We start from the raw sequence: 20,992 nt of genomic DNA on the forward strand, positions 1-20,992 counted from the left end.
CACCCAACCAGCGAGAGGTTGTCACGCTATCGCTCGCAATGATGCCGTGTTTTATTGGGTAACTTTAATTTTGTCGCCGTCTTCAACATCGGTAACACCCTCGGTAATCAACTGATCGCCGGCTTTAAGCCCGGAGGTTATTTCGGTTTGGCCACCATAGGTTTTACCCGATTTAACAATTACACGCTTAGCAGTACCCGCATTATTGATAAACACATAGTCACCTTCTTCCGAACGTTGAATGGCCTTAACAGGTACCACAATAGCGGTAGATTTTGAGTAATCGGCGATCTTCAATATAGCGGTCATGTTAGGGCGGATAGAGGCACGGTAAGGCAATTTAACCTCTACCGCAAAACTGCGTGATACCGGGTCTATAGCTTTGGCGGCAAACGTTACACGGGTGGTTAGCGAATCATTCGCATCAGGAACCAGGATTTTTACATTGTTGCCCGTGTTTACACTGGCCGAGTAAGACTCTGGTACATCTGCTTTAACCTTCAGGTTTTTATCGTTCACAATACGGATGCCGTTGGTGCCCGGTTGTGCAACCTGACCCAGTTTTAAGTCCATTTGGTCGATACTGCCGTTGATAGGCGATACAATGCGGTATAAGTTGGCCTGCTGTCTAAGCGCAGCCACAGCTTTCTGGCTGCTTTGTAACGTGGTTTGTGCCTGTAAAAATTGCACTTCGGTACCAATCTTTTGATCCCATAATGCTTTTTGGCGTTGATAGAGTGTGCGGTTAAGCGATAATTGCGCCTCCGATTGAGCTATTTGCTGTTTAATTACACTGTTATCTAATTGCGCTAAAACCTGTCCGCGACTAACCTTTTGACCAACCCTTGCATTTAAGGCAATAATTGTTCCCGGCGATTGCGGATAGGCAGTTACGTTATCTTGTGCATCTACCTTACCTTGTATTTGCACATAGTTGGTAAAGCTGCCCGGTTGCAGGGTAATTACTGCTACCTCGGTCACTTTTTCTTCTTTGGTGCCTACCTGGGCTTCCAGGGCGGTAACTTTGGAGTTGATATCAGCTTGCTGCTTTTTAAGATCGGCAAGCTCGGCGGCTTTGTCTTTAGGCTTGTTGCTGCATGCGGCCAGCAGTAACAGGGCGGGGATATATAAGAATTTTTTCATGTTGTTTCTATGTATAAGGTTTTTTATTGTATTCTTCCGTATGCTTTATCCAAATCAACTTTGCTCACCAGGGCATCGTACAGGCCTTGAATGTATTTGTTATCGGCGTCTTCCAAAGCGGTTTGAGCTTGCGTTACTTCAATGCTGCTGCCTACACCTTGCTGGTATTTGATCTTGGTTACGCGCAGTACCTCACGGGCCAATTCCTGGTTACGGCGCTGGCTGTTTAAGGTTTGCATGCCGTTATAAAACATAACCTTTGCGCTGGCTGCCTGTAAGTTTAGGGCATCTTTAACGCGGTATAAATCGTTTTGCGATTTTTGTAAAGTAATTTGTGTTTGCCTTAACTGATTAGTGCGCTGAAAGCCGTTAAAAATAGGTACGGTTAAACGCAGACCCACATAACTGGCCGGAAAATTATTGCTGTATAAGCTGCCGAAAGTATTGTTTTGATAAGAAGAGGTAAAGTTTCCAATGGCTTTTAATGAAGGTAAAAACGCTGCCTTTCCACGCAAAACTTCAAACTGGTTCAGTTTCACCTGTGTTTCAAATAGGCTGTATTCTACCCGATTTTTGTAAACAGTAGTATCACTATTTAAGTCTGCTGCACTTTCTTCCAGTTTAACATCTGCTAACTTATCTCTCAAAGTAAGGTTCTCGTTAATGGGCATCCCCATTTGAAATTTCAGGAGCTGGTAGTTTAAAACTAACAACCGTATTACATTTTCACGGTTGGTTTGCAGTGCATTATATTGATAAGCCAAGCGATCAACGTCAATTTTTTCTACAAAGCCCTGTTTATTTTGTGCCGTGGTTTGATCTAATTGTTGTTTTAATTGGTTTAAGTTGGCATCTAACAACTTGATCTGCTCGTTACTTACCAAAACCTGGTAATAGGCTTTGGTAACATTGGTGTTGGTGTTAATGCGCGTACGAACGTAATTACGTTGCGAAAGCTCCTTATAAGTACTCCTTGCCTTTAAGCCTATAATGTAGCTGCCATCAAAAATAATCTGGCTTACATCCAACGATAAGTTAGATTGGTATTTAACCCCGAATTTTACCGGAATAAAAGTGCCTGGCTGTCCAAAAAATTCACCCGGTAATAAATTGGTAGGTATTTTCAAATAATCCTGAAACAAGGCACTGCCATCTACTTGCGGCAAACCACCGCCTATAATTTCTTTTACCCGGTAATCTGCACTCTTGATATCCAAGCGTGCGTTGATCACTGTATCCTGGTGCTCATAGGCGTAATTTATACAATCCTGCAGCGTGAAACTATAGGTTTGCCCGGTAGGAGGGACCACCTGTGCCATACTGCGCGTAAGCAACAGGCCAAGCAGTGTAAAAATGAGAAAGGTTTTTTTCATATATGTTAGTAATTGTGATGGGCTGTAAAGTATTTAGCCATGTGTTGTGTAATTTAACGTTGATGTATCAACTAATAAGGCCGTCAATGTATTCGGCATTATTGATATGATTTGCACATTTATCTAATAGTTCTGTTAATATAAGCTTTTCGGCTACAGAGAGGTTGGCAAACATTTTACTATCGGTGGTTACCACCTCTTTGGCTATAAATTGTGCTGCCTCTGTACCCTTAGGGGTAATGGCAACCATTTTCTTTCGTTTGTCGGTACCATCCGGTGTTACTGTTAAATAATCTGAAGCTACAAGTGATGCTACGGTGCGTAAAACCGATGATTTATCGCGAAACAGCTCATGTGCAATATCCTGCTGAGTTTGCGGCCCGTGGTAGAACACCGTCATCAATACCGGTATCTGTTCAACCTGTATAACAACCCCTTCTTTAGAGAAATATTTATTGGCCTTGTTGCAAATTATTTTATGAATATGAAAGATCTTAAATAATAACAGATCTTTGTTTATGTCGCACTTTTCCACACACAAAAATAGTCAAAATGGTTGATGTGTCAACTAAATTTTGGAATTTTTTTGTTACATCATAAAATCCGTCAATTTTTAATTCCAATCCGTTATTTTTAGCCGTTAGCTAAAATATTCTAATGAAGTATAATTCGTCAAAATTGCTGTTTTGCAGCATAGCCCTGTGTGCATCAAGCATAACTGTTTACGCGCAAAAACCTGTTGTAAATGCGCAGGTAAGCAAAGCCATGGAGCAGGCCAGTGCCGCCCAGCTTAAAAAAGATATTACTTACCTGGCCGATGATAAACTGAAAGGCCGCCAGCCGGGCACCGAAGGCTATCAAATGGCGGCTGATTACGTAATTGAGCGTCTAAAAGCCTACAACGTGCAGCCGGCAGGAGAGAAGGGTGGTTGGCTGCAACAGGTGAAGCTGCGTAAAGCATTTATTGCGCCTGGCGCGCAGGTAAGTTTAGCTAAAGGAACAGCTAACACCACACTTACTTACGGGCGCGATGTAACCATAACGCCCAGCCCGGTCAATGCCGGTGGTAGTGTAGATGCACCTTTGGTTTTTGCTGGTTACGGTATTACCAATGCCGGGCAAAAATATGACGACTATGCAGGTATAGATGTTAAAGGTAAAGCCGTATTGATAGTAAGGGGGGCGCCCGAGGCGTTTCCGTCTTCGGAGGCATCGCACAGTATGGATCAAATTACGCTGCAAAAAAATGCGGCTGCCCATGGGGCGGTGGCCGTTATACTGGCCACGGTTGATACCAGCCGCAGGTTTATTTCTAACATGAACCGCCCTTATTACAGCGTACTTGATGAGCAGGGAAAAGTGACCGTATCGGGTACCTATTCGGCACAAATTAAAATGCTGGGCACGTTTAATTACGGTATAGTATCAAAACTTATGCAGTCGGCCGGGAAAAACGTGGCCGATGTGGTAGCTGCGCTTAAGAGCGGTAAACCACAGTCGGTAGACTTAGGCTCTAAGCTTAAAGCTACGTTTGCCAGCACCTACCAGGATGTGAATAGCTTTAATGTGGTAGGCAAAGTAAGCGGCAGCGATGCTAAGTTGAAAAATGAATATGTAATTCATAGCGCCCACCTCGATCACCTGGGTATAGGCCGCCCGGTAGAAGGCGATTCACTTTACAATGGTGCGCATGATAATGCTTCGGGGGTGGCCAGTTTGCTGCAAATAGCCAATATATACTCGCAGGTTAAAGTTAAGCCTAAGCGTTCTATCCTGTTTGTGGCTGTAACCGGCGAAGAACTGGGTGAGTTGGGTTCGGGTTATTTTGCCGCTCATCCTACCGTGCCGGTTAAAAGCCTGGTGGCCGATGTAAATACTGATATGCCTACCATTATAGCACCCTTGCTGTCGGTAACGGCCTTAGGTGCCGAGCATTCATCCCTGTCAAAAGTGGTAGACCAGGCGGCTGCATCTATGGATCTAACCGTTGAACCCGACCCTGAGCCTAAAGAGAACCGCTTTGTGCGCAGCGATCAGTATAGCTTTGTAAAACAAGGCATACCTGCCCTGCACATTAAATACGGCAGCCGTACGCCCGATGGTAAAAACAACCTGAACGAACTGGTAGGTAAATGGCGCGCCAAATATTACCACAAACCACAGGATGATATAAACGGGATGTTTGATTTTGACGCGGGCGCCAAGTATGCCCGCCTTAATTTCCTGATCGGGTATTTGGTTGCCAACAACCCGGCACGCCCTGAGTGGAACAAAGGCGACATATTTGAAGTGAAATAAGATAATCCTTTTCAAGGTTTCAAGCCACCCGCTTTACATCAACGGTAAACGGGTGGCTTTTTAATTTAGGGTACATAGTTATTATAAGGCGATTACTACTGGTAGTGGTAGGATATTCATCTCCACAAATAATGCTTTTATCTGCACGGTGTACTTACATTCAAATATTTATGTATTTTTAAAATGTCTTACGATGCCAATTTTTGCTTCATAAGCTTACCTAATTAACTATTGCTTGCGTGAGAAGGCTTATTTACGGCTTATTATACTTTTTATTGCTAATAATATGCTGCACCGAAACACGTGCGCAAAGCAATAAGGGAACCGAGTTTTGGACCGCCTACATGCATCACGTTAACGGCATTACCGGCAGTGCGCCCAGTGGCATGAACCTTTATATTGCATCGGATGCCAATACCACCGGTACGGTTGAAATTGCCGACGGATCCTTTTCCCCCATTACATTTACTATTGCTGCAAACGATGTACAGGTAATTCCTATTCCCACCAGCGCATTTATTAATACTGAAGGGTATTTTAGCAAGGGCATTCATATCAAGAGCGAAAGGCCTGTTGCGGTGTATGCGCACATTTATGCGCAAAGCGTATCCGGTGCTACATTGCTTTTGCCGGTTAACGCCATGGGTAAAGAGTATTACTCCTTAAACTATACCCAAATATCTAACAATAGCAATGCCCGTTCCTCTTTCTCTGTTATAGCCACCGAAGACAGTACCAAAGTTGAAATTACTCCCTCCGCCGCTTTGACAAGCGGTGCACCGGCCAATACCAAATTTACCATTACACTGCTCAAGAAAGGCGATCTGTATCAGGGCTTATCGTTTACCGACCTTACAGGAACAAAAATCAGGTCGATAAGTGCTGCAGATGGTAAGTGTAAAAAAATATCTGTGTTTTCGGGCAGTGGTAAAATTGGGATAGGCTGTAGCTCGCCGGCTAATTTATCATCCGATAACTTTTTTCAGCAGGTTTACCCTACAGCCTCATGGGGCAAGTATTACATTACAGCCCCGCTTGCCAACCGGCCTTATGATGTATACCGCATTGTCTTGAGCGATCCCTCAACAGTGGTCACGCTTAATGGTACAGCGGTAGCAGCTTCGTCTTTTACGGGCGGCTTGTATTATGAGTTCACCGGCACACAGCCTAACGTAGTTTCGGCCGATAAGCCTATACAGGTGGTTCAGTATTCGGCCACTCAAAACCAAACGTTAGGTAGCACCTGTAGGCCTACCACCGGCGACATTGGCGACCCGGAAATGATCTACGTGCCAGCCATTGAACAAAGTATAGACCATGTTACCCTATATTCAACCGGGCAGTTCCGTATTTTGGCCAACTACATTAACGTCATTATTCCCACCAAGGCCATATCAACATTTGTGCTGGATGGTGTCCCCACCTCAAACGGTTTTACACCTATTCCGGGTAATACCGCCTATTCTTATGCGCAGTTAACGGTAGGTGAGGGCAGGCATACCATTAGTGCCAGCGAGGGCTTTAACGCCATTGCTTATGGCTTTGGCAATGCCGAATCTTACGGTTATGCCGCCGGCACCAATCTGCGCAACTTAAACGAATCGCTGGTGTTGAGCCAGGGAAATAACACCACGCAGTTGAACGGCTGTAACAACGTACCTTATACGCTAAAGCTGGTAGTGCCTTACCCGGTCACTAAAATTGAATGGGATCTGGGCGACGGAACAAAGAATACCGACAGTTCGCCCACGCCGGTTAGTGTTGAACCCCGCTCCGATGGTACCACATTATACCATTATCAATATATCCAGGCAAAATCTTATATACCGGGCTTTTATGTGGCAACGGCTACGGTAACCACCAATTTGATCACCAATGACGATTGCGGATCTACCCGCGATATAAGTTTCAACTTTAATATTACCGATTTTCCGGTGGCCGATTTTGTGACCACGGGTGGCGTTTGCGAAGGCGCCGCCATACAGTTTACCGATAAATCGGACCCTAAACAAAGTTCGATAACGAACTGGGTATGGACCTTTGGCGATAAGTATAGTACAACGGCTAACCCCGACTCGTCCATCGCACAAAATCCAACACATACGTACTCGCGTCCGGGTAAGTATGAGGTAACGTTGTCAGTGATTAATCAAAATGGTTGCGCCTCGCAGGTGTTAAAGAAAAAAATCATCTACATCAATAGTATCCCGGTGGCGCATATTCAACCCTCGCTGCCCGATTGTGCCACGCAAAGCATTACTTTTTTGGATAAATCTACCACTATAGATGGAACTGTGAACAAGTGGCTTTGGGATTTTGGGGATGCTAATGCCGATGCTGCCGATAACACCTCTACGCTTAAAGACCCGGTTCACGTTTACTCACAGCCAGGAACCTACAAAGTTAAATTGCAGGTAACCACCGATTCGAGCTGCGTAAGCGCTACCGACTCCATTGAGGTGAAGGTAGGGTACCTGCCTAAGGCCGATTTTACTTTGCCGGATGTTTGCCTGGATAATGCTACTGCAACCTTTGTTAATAAAAGCAATGTACCCGATAATACACCGCTTACTTATAAATGGGATTTCGGCGACCCACTTTCAACGGCAGTTAATAATACCTCTTACGATAAGGACGGCCGCCATACCTATCATGAAACGCGCGATGCCAATAACCCTTACATTGTAAAGCTTACCGTGACCACGGCTAACGGCTGTTTTAAAGATACTACGATGAATTTGGTGGTTAATGGCTCAAATCCAAAACCTGAATTTACACCGGATGCCGCCAATACCTATTGCAGTAAAGACAGTGTGATATTTGTGGATGGTTCGGTGCCTGATTTTGGGGTAATTACCCGCTTGCGTTGGTATTACGACATGGTGAACAAGCCCAACGAGTATGAGGAGTTTTTATATAGGGATGGTACCATTCATGCTGATAAGAAATATAAGCATTTTTATGGCATATCGCACGACCTTACTTCGCGTACTTTTAAAGTAAGATTAGAAGTGTCATCGGGTGAGGGATGCGAATATTACGTTGAACATGATGTAACCGTATTTCCGAATCCTTTGGCAACACTTGGAAATATACCTGCCGAGATATGCCAGGAGAAGAGCGCCGTACAAATAACTGAGAATACCAATGGCTTTGTGGGTGCCCCCGGTGTGTTTACCGGTGATGGTATTACATCAGGCGGTTTGTTTGACCCTAAAAAGGCCGGACCGGGCCTGCATACCATTAAGTATGTATTCAAGGCAGATGTAAGCCAGTGCCCCGATGAACAGAGCTTTAATATTTTCGTGAACCCTACACCTGTAGTTACCGGCAAGCGCGATATTACCATTAATGCAGGCGGCAGCGTAATGCTTGAACCGTTGGCCCTATCACTCAATGGAACCAACCTCACCTACACCTGGTCGCCGGCGTTGGGGCTTGATCGTGCCAATGTGCGTAACCCCGTTGCTACGCCTGCAAAGGACGTACAGTACACGCTCAAAGTAACGTCAGACAACCAGTGCGATGCCTATGCGCTGTTTAATATCACTGTATTGCAGCAGCCCATAACTTATAATACCTTTACCCCAAATGGCGACGGCCGCAATGATAAGTGGGAGATCCCTAATATGCAGGATCATCCTAAAGGGGTGGTGGAGGTATTTACCCGCAACGGGCAAAGAGTTTTTTACGCAATAGGTTACCCCGTGCCCTGGGATGGCCGGTATAACGGTGCCGATTTGCCGGCGGGTACTTATTACTACATTATTGATCTTAAAGACGGTAAAAAGCCGCTTTCGGGACCCTTAACCATTATCAGATAATTATTTAATGAAAAGGTTTATACTCGCGCTGTTTACTGTTATGATATGCTGCTGTAAGCTTATGGCGCAACAGCGCCCGCAGTATACACAGTATGTATTCAATAACTATTTACTCAACCCGGCTGTATCGGGCATTGAAAATTACACTGATTTTAAAGCTGGTTTCCGTAGCCAGTGGACAGGCTTGGAAGGAGCACCGGTAACCAGTTATTTGTCTATAAATGCACCCATCGGTCAAAACTTTTTATACGGCGATGCCACCAGTATGGCCGGCGAAACGCAAAACCCTATGGGCCGTTTAGCCACCCGCGATTACATGGCCGCCGAGCCGCACCACGGTATAGGAGGGATGGTGATCAGCGACCGCACAGGCCCCATTACGCAAACCAGCCTGGCGGCTACCTACGCTTACCATTTAGGATTAACCAGCAAACTAAATCTATCGGTAGGGGTAATGGCCGGTATTAACCGCATTAGCCTCGACCTGAACGAAGTAAGGCTGCAAAACCCCGACGATGCCGCCATTTATAACGGTAACAACAGCCAGTCGAAACCTGATTTAGGTGTGGGTGTGTGGGCTTATTCGGGCAATTACTATGTAGGAGCATCGGTGCAGCAACTGGTTAAGCAAACTATAACGTTTGGTGATAGATCGGTATATAACCAGGGTAAAACTGTACCGCATTATTTTTTTACCGCCGGCTTTAAGGTGTTTTTGGATGATGATATTACCCTGCTGCCATCGGTGTTGTTTAAACTAATTGACCCGGCACCGGCCACTTATGATATCAACTTGAAACTGGCCTTTAGCAACAAGCTTTGGGTAGGAGGTGCCTACCGGCATAACGATTCAAAATCGGCCATGGCCGGTATATTTATTAACTCCGCTATTAATGTAGGTTACTCTTACGATTTTACCAGTTCTAACCTGCGCACGGTGAGCAATGGCTCACACGAAATTGTATTGGGTATACTGCTGAACAACCGCTACAAGGTAAGCAGCCCGCAACGCACCTGGTAGGGATTTGATAATTAATGTCATTGAGGAGCGATAGCGACGTGGCAATCTCTGTGCGCTTGGTTACCAGGCGTCGGAGATTGCCACGCTATGCTTGCAATGCATTTATTTAGCCATAATAGCGTTCCTAGCAAATGACGTGTAAGATTTTTTTTAACCTTTTATAGCTACTACCCTCTCTACCGTTTTATGGCTGGCGCGTGTTTGGGTATCTGGCTGTGAGCCGCCTACGCTTATGCGCAGTTTGCCCGGAGCCTTTATTATGTTTCCACGATCGTCAACCACGGCCAGTTCTTTAGGTGTAAGGTTGAAGGTAACCATACGGCTTTCTCCCTTTTTAAGGTAGATGCGCTTAAAGCCTTTGAGCGATCTTATGGGTGCAGTATAACCCAGACCGAGGTGGGTTAAATACAGCTGCACTACTTCGTCGCCTGCCATTTTACCAGTGTTAGTCACCTTCACACTCACCGGGATGGTTTTGCCGGTACGTGAAACTACAGGCACGTTTAAGCCATCGTATTTAAAGGTGCTGTAGCTTAAACCATAGCCAAAACCATATAACGGTGCTCCTTTAAAGTAGCGGTAGGTACGATTTTCCATAGAGTAGCTGTTAAAATCGGGCAGGTCTTTATCGCTTTTGTAAAAGGTTACAGGCAAGCGGCCGGCCGGGTTATAATCTCCAAACAATACATCGGCAATGGCCGTACCGGCCGATTGACCGCCGTACCAGGCGTTGATGATAGCAGGCGTATGTTCGGCTTCCCAAGGGATAGCGATAGCGCTGCCGGTCATCATTACAAATACTACCGGTTTGCCGGTGTTTTGCAAAGCCTTGAGCAGGTCGGTTTGTACTTTAGGTAAATCAATAGAAGTGCGGTCGCCGCCGTTGAAACCGGGTAGGTTCACACGCATTTCTTCACCTTCTAACTGCGGCGATATACCGCCCACAAAAACTACGGCATCTGCATTTTTAACGCTTTGAACAATGGCGTTCAAATCAGATTTAATAGCCACGCCCGATTTAAACGCAAACGTAGCCCTACCTTCGGTTTGGCGGTATTCTAATGCAATGCCGTAGGTTTTGCCCTTGCTTGCCTTTAAGGTATAAGTTTTGGGGCCAAAGCCATCAGGCTCGCCGCTTAGCGTGCGCTCTTCTCCATCGATAATGAGGCGATATGGCTTGTTACCGGTTAATTCAAATGTAATATCATCATTGCTCCCAGCAGTAAAATTGGTGGTCCACCGTGCCGAAAAGTTCTTTTGGCTAACCTGGCCTACCACGAAGGTGCCATCGCGCCAAATGTAGTTAATGGCGGTTTCCATGCGGGTAACGTCGGGTTTGCCGCTTAAGGTGCTGTTTTGCCAGTACTCGGCTTTAAAGCCTTTTTGCCCATCAATGCTACCCATTTCGCCCATGTCAACATTACGGGTATAGCTCGAACTGGTGTAGTTAATGGCCTGGTCATAGTATACGTCTGCACTATTGCCCAATTTAGCCTTAATGGCTTTATATGGCGTGCTTATTTCTGATGGCATACCATTGTAATTACCCAAAACGCTGATAGGATTATCGGCATTGGGACCAATCACGGCAACTCTTTTTAGCGTTTTGCTCAGCGGGAGCGTATTATTTTGGTTTTTTAACAACACGACAGACTGGCGCGCCATCTTCAACGCATGAGCCTTGTGCTCCGGCGTTTCGAGCATGTTAGCACCTATGTGTGCATACTTGTCTTTTCCCGGAGGATCGAACATGCCTAAACGGAAACGGATAGTGAACAAGCGCTTCAGCGATACATCAATTTGTTGCTCGGTAATTTTACCGTGTTCTACTGCTTTAGTTAGTGAAAGAAAGGTAACGTTGCCGCACTCTACATCGGTGCCATGCAAAACGGCATCAGCCGCCGCTGCTTCAGCATCAGCATGGGTTTTATGTTTTTGATAAAAATCGTCAATACCGCCACAATCTGATGTTAAATAGCCGGTAAAGTTCCACTGCTTGCGCAATATGTCGTTCAGCAAAATACCGCTGCCACAGCATGGCTCGCCTCTGAAAGCATTGTAAGCGCACATTACGCCGGCCACTTTGCTTTCAACAATAAGGTCATGAAAGGCAGGGAGGTATGTTTCCCAAAGGTCGTGGTTGCTCACATCGGTATTAAATTCGTGGCGGGTAGGCTCCGGGCCGCTGTGTATGGCATAGTGCTTTGCACAGGCGGCAGCTTTCAAATAAACCGGGTCATTACCCTGCAGGCCGGTAACAAATGATTTGCCCAGCGAGGCGGTAAGGTAAGGGTCTTCGCCGTAAGTTTCTTGTCCACGGCCCCAGCGTGGGTCGCGAAATATGTTAATGTTAGGGGTCCAATAGGTGAGGCCTAAGTAAATGCCGCGGTGATTTTGCTTAATGCTTTCGTTATACACGGCACGGCCCTCATCGGCAGAATATTCGGCCATTTGATGTAAGGCATTCACATCAAAGGTAGCAGCCATGCCTATGGCCTGTGGAAACACCGTCACTTTGAAAGGGGTACGGGCAACGCCATGCAGGGTTTCGTTCCACCAGTTATAGGCCGGTATGCCCAATCTTTCTACAGCCGGGGCCGCGTTTAACATTTGGCCAACCTTTTCTTGTAAAGTAAGGCGCGACACCAGATCGTTAACGCGCTGCTCAATGGTTAACGCCGGGTTTTGAAAGTTATACTGGTAACTTTCTGCCGGCTTAATTACATAAGCAGATACGGCAACAATTACTGCGCTGCAAAAAAACAGCTGTAGAAATCTTTTCATTCAGGTTAGTTTTTAGGTTATACATAGCAGGTTGGTAACTATGCAGGTGGCGGTAAATTTATGCAATCGATTGTGTAATTTAAATAAGCAGGTGAAATAAATTTTCTGAAAGATTTTTGTTAGTTTTAACTTGAACATTATACTCAATTTTCCCGTATTCAGAGTAGTTGCGTAGTATACAAGCCGGAAGATAATATATGAAGATATTAGACAATGCCGACGCAGGTGGGTTTGAAGTGCTTTTTCATGCCAACCCGCAGCCAATGTGGGTGTTTAATACGCATACGCTAAAAATTTTAGAGGTAAATGCCGCTGCTATAGAACGCTACGGTTATTCAAAAGAAGAGTTTTTAACCAAGACCATAAGTGACTTAAGGCCGGCAGAAGATATACCTTTCCTTTATGAAATTTTACCATCTATAACGAACAATAAAACAAACGAGCGCGAATTCAGGCATCTTACCAAACACGGTACGCTTCTTTTTGTCCACATCATCTCTTACCCTATTGATTTTAAAGGCATAAAGTCGCGTATTGTATACGCCCGCAGCTTGGATGAGAAACGCGAACTGGCCGGTAAACTACAGCTTACACAAGAGCGCTTACTGCATATTCTCGAAAACACGGTACTGGGTTTCCTCCAACTTGATTTTGACTGGACGATAACTTACTGGAACAAATCGGCCGAGAGCCTGATTGGATATGATCGTGAGCAGGTGATGGGCAAAAACCTTTGGGAAGTTTTGCCCGAAATATTGCATTCCGACTTTCATGATTGCTTTTCAAAAGCCATGACCAATAGGGAAAATTTTGACTTTGTTGATTATTTCTGGCCTACGCAACGTTGGTTTATGTGTAATGCTTACCCGGCCGAAGGGGGCCTCATTGTACATTTTAGGGATATTACCAAACGAAAACTAACGCAGGAAAGCCTCCTCGAAAAAATTGACCAGCTTAAAGAGATCTCTTATTTAAACTCGCATGCTTTGCGTAAACCCATTGCCAGCCTTTTGGGGCTTACGCAATTAATATCTGCCGAAATGGTAGGCGCTGATGAGTATAAAGAAATTGCAGCATTGGTTAATGAGTGCAGCCTGGAGCTGGATGAGGTGGTAAAAGAGGTAAACCGTAAAGTAAGCAACGAGGATTACCTGCACCCGTTGGACAGGAGCATTGAAACTTTTGATTTCAATGCCTTTTTAACCGGTGTAGTTACCAAGTTACAAACGGTACATACCAGCCATCAGCTTATAATAACCCACAATGTTGATCTGATATTTTACGGAAGCAGGCAGGGGATTGAAATATCGCTTAAATATTTGATAGATAATGCTATAAAGTTTTCGCCCGGCGCAGGCAGCGTATATATCAAAACCGAACTCATCAACAATAATCTAATCCTTTCTATAAAAGATATGGGAGTGGGGATGGATGATTTGCAGCTGCACCGGTTATTTATGCATATTAACCAGAAAAAGCACGTGAGCTTTGGTTCGGGGCTGCCCCGTATCAACGAGATATGCCGCCGCCATCATGGCAATATCTGGATAGAAAGTGTGCCGGGAGAGGGCTCGGTATTTAGCTTAAGGTTTCCGCTTTCAAATTTAGCGGCATACAAGGCTACCGGTAAAACCGATTTTTCGATATTTCAAAATTCAAATATAGAAATTACCTTCGACGAAAGTTGCTATTGCCTGATGGTTAACTGGTTAGGCTTCCAAAACCGCAATACGGTAAAAGACGGCTGCAACCGAATGCTTTCTATGATGAAGCTGTACAATTGCACGCGCATATTGAACGATAACTCCAATGTGTTGGGGGGGTGGATGGAAGCCTGCGATTGGATCGTGAACAAATGGCTCCCGATAGCACAGCATACAGGATTAAAACATTTAGCCTGGGTATACTCACCCAGCACCTTCAGTAAGCTGTCTACCATTTACACGCTAAGTAAATTTACCGGCGATATTGATACCAAAGCTTTTGACGATGCTGATAGCGCCTTGAATTGGCTGGATCAGCAATAATTACCTTTATTTAAACTTATTCTAAATAATACTTGACATTGTGGAGATGTTCTCTATTTTTGCAGTCATATAGAATTAGTCTAAATAAACACATGAAAAAACTTTACGCAATTTTAATGTTTTTAACGCTCCTCGCCAATGCTGTTATGGCAAACGAGGAGATTGAGAAAAACGGAAGTATCCGCGGACATATTCAGTCGAGTGATGGAAAGGCGGCTGCCTACGTTACTGTAAGCCTTAAAAATACGAACAAAAGTACCATGACCGATGAGGACGGAAACTTCCGCCTGGGCGGTATTAAACCGGGTACCTATATTTTGCATATATCGCACGTAGGCCTTAACACAGAAGAGCAGCGCGTAGTAATTGCCGATGGTAAAGAAACAGAAACTACCATTATTCTTAGTGAGAGTGCCGCGCAATTAAATGAGGTGGTTGTTTCAAGATCTCATGGTCAAAACCGTCCCGTTAAGGTTGGAAAATCCGGATTACGCCCTTTAGATATCCCTCAGGGTATTCAAATTATCGACAGCACTGTAATTGCCGATCAACAAATTAACCGCCTGACCGATGTTATCAAAAATATTAACGGTATTGCATTGGGCGAAAACCGCGGGTCGGTTAACGAAACTTTCAGCGCCCGCGGCTATAGCTTAGGTGCCAATAACGTATTCAAAAATGGTGCACGTACCTCGTTGGGTGGATCGCTCGAGGCCAGTACGCTGGAATCTGTTGAGGTACTTAAAGGCAGCGCAGCACTTTTATATGGTGGTGTAACCGGTGGTGCTGTGGTGAACCTGGTCACTAAAAAGCCTAAGTTTAATTGGGGTGGCGAGGTGAGCATGCGTGCAGGCAGCTATGGTTTTTACAAACCAATTGTAGACGTTTACGGTCCTATCAGCAAGAATATCGCTTTCAGGGTTATTGCTACTAAAGAAAATGCTAACAGCTTTAGAGATGTAGTAAAAACCGACCGATTTTACATCAACCCATCTTTGTTGTACAAGATAAGTGATAAAACAGAATTGCTGGTGCAAGGCGATTACTTGAAAAGTAATTATACACCAGATTTTGGTATCGGTACCGTGTTTGGCGGACAAATTCCTGATATTGGCCGGAGCGCTTACCTGAACGTTCCTTACGCATACAACCGTACCAAGACCGGTACTGCGCAAGCTAACTTTACACACCGTTTTAGCGATGTATGGAAGCTGAACGTAATAGCGGCTTACCAGTCTTACAACCGTAACTACTTTGGTGCCGAGCGGCCACAAGGTGGAACTATTGCTGCACCGTCCAGCATATCGCAACGCGCGCTAACCCGTTCTAAAAACCAGGAGTACACCTACAATCAGCAAATTAACCTGACCGGTGCTGCTCAAACCGGCTCTATTAAACATACTTTCTTAATTGGCGCCGATGCAGATCAATCAAGAACAACCAGTTACGCCTTTAAGTATGGTGATGCATCAACTTCGCCAACGAGTTTGAGTTTACCAACTTTTGATATCCTCAATCCGGCTACGTATGCAGTTAGCTCTGATGTTCCTTACACCCGCATTTATCAAAACACATTTACCCCGGTATACCGTATGGGTGCATTTGTGCAAGATTTGATTGAGATAACAGATAAATTTAAGGTATTGGCAGGCGTAAGGTACACCTGGCAAAAACAGCCAAGGGCAAGTACTTATAATGAAGACACACGTGTAACTACGGTTCCGGTTAATGCTACGTTCCCATCGCTTAATAAGGCCAAAATTGATAAAGCGTTTTCGCCGAAAATCGGGTTAATCTATCAGCCGTTAACCAATACTTCGCTTTATGCAAGCTATGCTAATAACTTTACGGTTAATACCGGCGTAGATATTTTTGGAGCGCCATTACAGCCTTCCATTATAGACCAGTACGAAGTGGGCGTAAAAAACGACCTTTTAAATGGTAAATTATCTGTAAATGTTACCGCGTACAGAATTAAAAATAACCGCTTTGTTCAAACAGCGCTGCTTACTGCCGACGGCAAAACCAATACCGACAATAATATTAGAGAGTTTAGCGGTAAAACTATTAGCGATGGTTTAGAGGTAGACATTACCGGCAGGTTGTCAAGCAATGTTTATTTTCTGGCTGGTTATTCTTATAACTTTATACGTTATACTTCCACTCCGCCAATTGTTACAACTACGACTCCTCCTACGCCTGCTAATCCAAATGGAACAACAACCACGACTGCAGGTATTACCGAAGGTGAACGCATAGTAGGCAGTGTACCCCACACGGCTAATGGTACTGTATTTTACACCTTTAACCGGGGCGATTTAAAGGGTTTGAAACTGGGATTATCGGGCTTTTTTACAGGAGCTCGTAGTAGCGGGTTTAATACTTTAAAAACCGGATTATCAAGAGGAGCCCCTGTTCAGTTGGACGGTTATACCACATTGGATGTTTCTGCCGGTTACACGTTCAAAAGAAAGCTGTCTTTATTAGCTAAGCTTAGCAACATTACCAATGAGCTTAACTACCTGGTACATGAAAATTACAGTGTAAACCCGATACCGCCGCGTATGGTGTCTGCAACATTATCTTATAAATTCTAATCGTTAAATAGTTTTCTTAAAAGCCGGGTGCAGAAATGCGCCCGGCTTTTTGTATTTGAAATATAGCCGTAGCTAAGCTTTAGTTAGAAGAATTTGTAGATTTACCTCTGCCAAAACATAAACCATGTATTCGTTACCCAAATTATTGCTGCTTATACTTTTAACGGTATGTTGCACTTGCGCCGCGGCGAAAACCAGGGTTTTAATATTCAGTAAAACCGCAGGATTTCATCATAAATCTATAGCACCGGGAATTGCGGCTATCCAGGTGTTAGGGAAGCAAAACGGATTTGATACTGATACCATTACAGATGCGGGAAAGTTTACTTATGCTAATCTTAAGAAGTATGCCGCAGTAATATTCCTGAATACCACGGGCAATGTATTGGATGACGTGCAGCAGGCAGCGTTTCAAAAGTACATACGCTCGGGCAAGGGTTTTGTAGGGGTACATGCCGCTACCGATACCGAGTTTGACTGGCCATGGTACGGGCAGCTGGCCGGCGCTTATTTCAGCGATCATCCAAAGGTGCAGCAGGCAATGTTGCAGGTAGTTGAGCCTGTTAATGTGTTTACACAGCACTTACCGGCACAGTGGACTAAAACCGATGAGTGGTATAACTTTAAATGGATATCGGACAAGTTGCATGTTGTTTTAACCGTAGAAGAAAGCAGTTATACCGGTGGTAAAAATGGCGCTAAACATCCTATAAGCTGGTACCAGGAGTTTGACGGTGGCCGTGCATTCACCACAGCGTTGGGCCATACAGACGAGTCTTACACCGATCCGCTGTTTTTACAGCACCTGCTTGCAGGAATTAAATATGCTGCCGGAAAATATAAAGCCGTAAATTAAAGATTATCGTGTACCAGTACGTAACGGCCTTTGGCTTGTCCGTTAAGCAGTTTATCTAATACGGAAGGGAGTTCTGGTAAGGTTATTTCGCTGGCCAGTTCGTTCAGGTTATCAGGTTTCCAACCTGTTGAAAGCAGTTGCCATACTTGTTTCCTTATATCAGAAGGCGTATGTACTGAGTCTATACCGGCCAAGCTAACGCCTCGCAATATAAATGGAAATATACTGGTATTAATATCAAGTGAGGTGAGCATACCACAGCAGGTAACTATACCTCCGTAGCTCATAGCTTTCAGCATACCCGATAGGATGGTACCTCCACAAGTGTCAATACCTGCTGCGAAGGCAGGGGTACACAAGGCTTTAGTATCATAGGTTTGAATAAATTGCTCGCGACTAACAATTTGAGTTGCACCTAAGGTATTAAGTAAATACTGCTCATCGTTTTTACCGGTTATAGCCGTTACCTTAAAACCAAGCTTATGTAAAATAGCTATGGCAATACTGCCTACGCCTCCCGTTGCGCCGCTTACAGCTACCGACCCTTTGCCTGGACTAATCCCTGAATCTAATAATCTATAAATAGATAACCCTGCCGTTAAGCCAGCTGTACCGTAACACATCACATCTTTTAAACTGAGGCCTTTAGGCAGGTGCGTGGCCCATTTTGCAGGGATGCTGATGTATTGGCTAAAACCACCCCAGGTATTCATGCCCAGGTCGTACCCGGTAATAAAAACTTCATCGCCAAGCGTAAAACTTTGGGTTTTAGATTTAACTACAATGCCGGCTGCATCTATGCCGGGTACATGCGGAAACCTGCGGGTTACACCCCTGTTTCCGGAGGCTGAGAGTGCGTCTTTATAGTTTACAGAGGAGTAACAAACCTTAATTAGTAGTTCATTATCAGGAAGTTGATCTGTTTTTAACTGCTTAATTTCTTTTACAAATTTACCGTCCCTTTCGGTTATCAATAAAGCATTAAACACACTGTTCATCTTGGTAATTGGTTAACTAACGGTAAAAGAACGTATAAAACTCGTAACAATAGTGTTATATTGTTAAATAATACCTAATGATATAGTTTTGACAGTTTAATGCTTTTAAAAAATATCTAATTAAAAATAAAATATAGAAACGCGGCTTCGTGAAATCATCATGAAATTTCTGCTGATAACTTACGTAAAAATGCTATGAATAACACCACATAACAGCAATGTTACCTGTAAACAGTGTTTCTGTTATATTATAAAATTTACATGCTTTTATTACGTGATGCCGTTTGCGGCAGGCTAACAATAAACGTAGTGCCATTACCCAACTCTGAAGTGATTTGCAGAGTGCCTTTCAAGCCATCAATCAGGTGCTTTACCAGCGCAAGACCAAAGCCATAGCCTTGTTCGCCACTAGTACCGTTGGTGGTTTCGCCTTTGCCTTCTAAAATTTGCTGTATCTTCTCGGCACTGATGCCTACGCCGGTATCAGTTACCTGTATTTTCAGGGTATTATGAGCTTGAGGCACTACCTCTAAACCCAGGTTAACGGTTACTTTACCGCCGGCCGGGGTAAATTTCATGGCATTGGAAATGATGTTTCCTATAATTTGCAGCAGTTTGTTCTTTGAAAATGGGATAGCCTGGGTATCGGCATGCGTAAAGATCTCGAATGTTATCTTTTTATTAACTGCTTGCGGCGCGTATAATTTAATGAGCTTTTCTTTTAAAGCCAACTGGTTAAATTCATCACTGCCCAAAGCGGCTATCTGGCTTTTTGGCCGGCTATCTATGCTCAATATCTCATCGGCAAGTTCAAGTATTGAATGGCCACTCTTTTGAATCAGGTTAATAAACTCCAGTACCTCATCCATCGTATTTTCCTCACCCTGCTCGCTAATAATGCGGGCCAGGCCAATTATGCCGCCCAGCGGTCCTCTGATGTCGTGAGCCACACGGCGCTGGTTCTCATTTACTTCGCTTACTTGGGTGCGTAGGTTTTCCAGCATTCGCAGGGCGTTCAAGCGGTTTACAATTTCATCGGCAATAATTTTGAGCATCTCTACCTTTTCCGGGGTAAGCTGGCGGGTTTGAGTATCTAAAACGCAAAGTGCCCCTAAATGACTGCCATTGTTGGCCTTTAGCGGAACACCGTAATAATAGCGTAAACCAGGATTATCGGTTACGTAAAACTTGTCTTTAAAACGTATATCTGCCGAAAGATCCTTAACTTCAAATTCATCTCTCTCCACAATAGTATACTGGCAAACCGAGTCTTCGCGGTCCATCTGGTCAATTTCCAATCCATGATTGGCAATGGTCCACTGGGTAAGCGAGTCTATGAGGTTAACCATAGAAATATCGGTACCTGCAATTTTTGCGGCAAGCACGCTTAAACTTTTAAGGTTATCGTTCAACCCAGAATAATCCAGATCCAGGTCAGACAAGGTTTTTAATCTTTCCAGCTCATTGGCAGGCATCGGCAGTATTAAATCAGTCATATTGGTTAGCTTCAGATAAAATCAGTTAGAAGAATCGTTACTTCAAATATTACACCTTTTACTTATCTTAAATCAAAAAGTTATATAAAAGTGTATTATATACTTATTCAAGATAAAACCACCTCGTACACATGAAAATATATCAGCAACAACTGCAGCTCAGGGCACGGGCGCGTGGGTTTCATTTAATCACAGCCGAGGTGTTGCACAGCTTTCCGCAAATAAGCGAAATACGTATGGGTATGTGCCAGGTATTTATCCAGCACACATCGGCATCGCTTACGGTAAACGAGAATGCCGACCCGACAGTACGGCAAGATTTTGAAATGTACTTTAATAAGGCGGTACCCGAAAACGACCCCGATTACCTGCACGACTACGAAGGCTCCGACGATATGCCTGCTCATTTAAAAGCGGCTATGCTGGGCTTTTCGGTAATGTTGCCCATACGTAACGGTAAGCTGGCGCTGGGTACTTGGCAGGGCATTTACCTGTGCGAACACCGCGACCACGGCGGCCCGCGTAACCTCATGATTACTGCTTGGGGCGAGTAATTAGTGGGGATAGCTGCCAAG

The 20,992-nt window shown here is 44.5% G+C and carries 13 protein-coding genes; 7 read left to right on the top strand and 6 right to left on the bottom strand.

Annotated features, from left to right (window positions below; translation table 11 throughout):
- Positions 1-51: 51 nt before the first annotated feature.
- From IEV61_RS07275 to IEV61_RS07285, 3 genes are all read right to left on the bottom strand, one after another.
- Positions 52-1,143, bottom strand: a complete 1,092-nt coding sequence (locus tag IEV61_RS07275; RefSeq protein WP_188415236.1) for an efflux RND transporter periplasmic adaptor subunit — start codon at positions 1,141-1,143, stop codon at positions 52-54.
- A 23-nt stretch (positions 1,144-1,166) separates the two neighbouring features.
- Positions 1,167-2,516, bottom strand: a complete 1,350-nt coding sequence (locus tag IEV61_RS07280; protein ID WP_188415238.1) for a TolC family protein — start codon at positions 2,514-2,516, stop codon at positions 1,167-1,169.
- Between the two features lie 67 nt (positions 2,517-2,583).
- Positions 2,584-3,051, bottom strand: a complete 468-nt coding sequence (locus IEV61_RS07285) for a MarR family winged helix-turn-helix transcriptional regulator (protein WP_188415240.1) — start codon at positions 3,049-3,051, stop codon at positions 2,584-2,586.
- 122 nt (positions 3,052-3,173) lie between these two features.
- Between IEV61_RS07285 and IEV61_RS07290 the strand changes: the two genes are divergently transcribed.
- The 3 genes from IEV61_RS07290 (at position 3,174) to IEV61_RS07300 (ending at position 9,659) form a co-directional block, all read left to right on the top strand.
- Complete coding sequence (locus IEV61_RS07290) at positions 3,174-4,814, top strand: M28 family peptidase (protein WP_188415242.1); 1,641 nt, start codon at positions 3,174-3,176, stop codon at positions 4,812-4,814.
- Positions 4,815-5,053: 239 nt separating this feature from the next.
- Positions 5,054-8,638: a PKD domain-containing protein gene (locus IEV61_RS07295; protein ID WP_188415244.1), complete on the top strand. Its 3,585-nt coding sequence runs from the start codon at positions 5,054-5,056 to the stop codon at positions 8,636-8,638.
- A 7-nt stretch (positions 8,639-8,645) separates the two neighbouring features.
- Positions 8,646-9,659: a PorP/SprF family type IX secretion system membrane protein gene (locus tag IEV61_RS07300; RefSeq protein ID WP_188415246.1), complete on the top strand. Its 1,014-nt coding sequence runs from the start codon at positions 8,646-8,648 to the stop codon at positions 9,657-9,659.
- 150 nt (positions 9,660-9,809) lie between these two features.
- On the opposite strand, the gene IEV61_RS07305 is transcribed toward IEV61_RS07300, so the two are convergent.
- Entirely contained in the window at positions 9,810-12,443 is a 2,634-nt protein-coding gene (locus tag IEV61_RS07305; RefSeq protein ID WP_188415248.1) for a glycoside hydrolase family 3 C-terminal domain-containing protein, read from the bottom strand.
- Between the two features lie 197 nt (positions 12,444-12,640).
- On the opposite strand from IEV61_RS07305, the gene IEV61_RS07310 reads away from it, so the two are divergent.
- From IEV61_RS07310 to IEV61_RS07320, 3 genes are all read left to right on the top strand, one after another.
- Entirely contained in the window at positions 12,641-14,470 is a 1,830-nt protein-coding gene (locus tag IEV61_RS07310; protein ID WP_188415250.1) for a PAS domain-containing sensor histidine kinase, read from the top strand.
- Positions 14,471-14,562: 92 nt separating this feature from the next.
- Complete coding sequence (locus IEV61_RS07315; RefSeq protein WP_188415252.1) at positions 14,563-17,067, top strand: TonB-dependent receptor; 2,505 nt, start codon at positions 14,563-14,565, stop codon at positions 17,065-17,067.
- A gap of 124 nt (positions 17,068-17,191) precedes the next feature.
- Entirely contained in the window at positions 17,192-17,923 is a 732-nt protein-coding gene (locus IEV61_RS07320; RefSeq protein ID WP_188415254.1) for a ThuA domain-containing protein, read from the top strand.
- Here IEV61_RS07320 and IEV61_RS07325 read toward each other — a convergent pair.
- Positions 17,920-18,921, bottom strand: coding sequence for a YhdH/YhfP family quinone oxidoreductase (locus IEV61_RS07325; RefSeq protein ID WP_188415256.1), 1,002 nt, complete (start codon positions 18,919-18,921; stop codon positions 17,920-17,922). The genes IEV61_RS07320 and IEV61_RS07325 overlap by 4 nt on opposite strands.
- A gap of 257 nt (positions 18,922-19,178) precedes the next feature.
- Positions 19,179-20,417, bottom strand: a complete 1,239-nt coding sequence (locus tag IEV61_RS07330) for a GAF domain-containing sensor histidine kinase (protein WP_188415258.1) — start codon at positions 20,415-20,417, stop codon at positions 19,179-19,181.
- A gap of 131 nt (positions 20,418-20,548) precedes the next feature.
- Here IEV61_RS07330 and IEV61_RS07335 point away from each other — a divergent pair, with 131 nt between their 5' ends.
- On the top strand, positions 20,549-20,971 hold the full coding sequence (locus tag IEV61_RS07335) for a secondary thiamine-phosphate synthase enzyme YjbQ (protein ID WP_188415260.1): 423 nt from the start codon (positions 20,549-20,551) through the stop codon (positions 20,969-20,971).
- Positions 20,972-20,992: the final 21 nt, after the last annotated feature.

Source organism: Mucilaginibacter galii, assembly GCF_014635825.1.
Taxonomy (GTDB): domain Bacteria; phylum Bacteroidota; class Bacteroidia; order Sphingobacteriales; family Sphingobacteriaceae; genus Mucilaginibacter; species Mucilaginibacter galii.